General features: G+C 62.3%; 1 pseudogene. It reads left to right on the top strand.

The features are described 5' to 3' along the window. Positions 1-63 precede the first annotated feature (63 nt). Positions 64-509: pseudogene (locus EN750_RS38435) on the top strand (two-component sensor histidine kinase); the annotation flags it as partial.

Genomic DNA, 509 nt, shown 5'->3' with positions numbered 1-509 from the left:
CTCCAACAAAGAGCTAGATCGGCATGACGATTCGACCAAACCTCATGCTGATCTAGCTGCGGCATGGCTCTTTCCGTGCCAGCCATCATGAAGACAACGGCAGCGCGGCTTTCGGCGCTCTACCTCCTGCTCTTCGCGCTCTGCGCGGTGGCGCTCGTCTTCTATATGACCTCTTTGTCGGCGCGCATGCTGACCGGGCAGACACAGGACACCATCAATGACGAGGTGCTCGGTCTGGCTCGCGCCTATCAACGCGGCGGTCTGCCGGTGTTGGTCCGTGTAGTCGAGGCCCGCTCGCGCCAGCCCGGCGCCAACCTCTATCTGATCGCCGACGCCAACGGACAGATCCTGACCGGCAATGTGCAGAGCCTGGAGCCGGGCGTTCTCGAAACCGAAGGCTGGACCAGCAGTCCGTTCTCTTATCAGCGTTTTGGCGAGGGAGAGCTCGAGCGCCTGCGCAACCTTCCCGCCGAGCAGGGCACCACCACCCAATCCGAGCAGAACGATGC

Origin of the sequence: Mesorhizobium sp. M7A.F.Ca.ET.027.03.2.1 (assembly GCF_003999175.1) — a bacterium.
Classification (GTDB): domain Bacteria; phylum Pseudomonadota; class Alphaproteobacteria; order Rhizobiales; family Rhizobiaceae; genus Mesorhizobium.
Note: the sequence above shows the minus strand (reverse complement) of the source record. Positions and strands in the feature narration are given on the sequence as shown.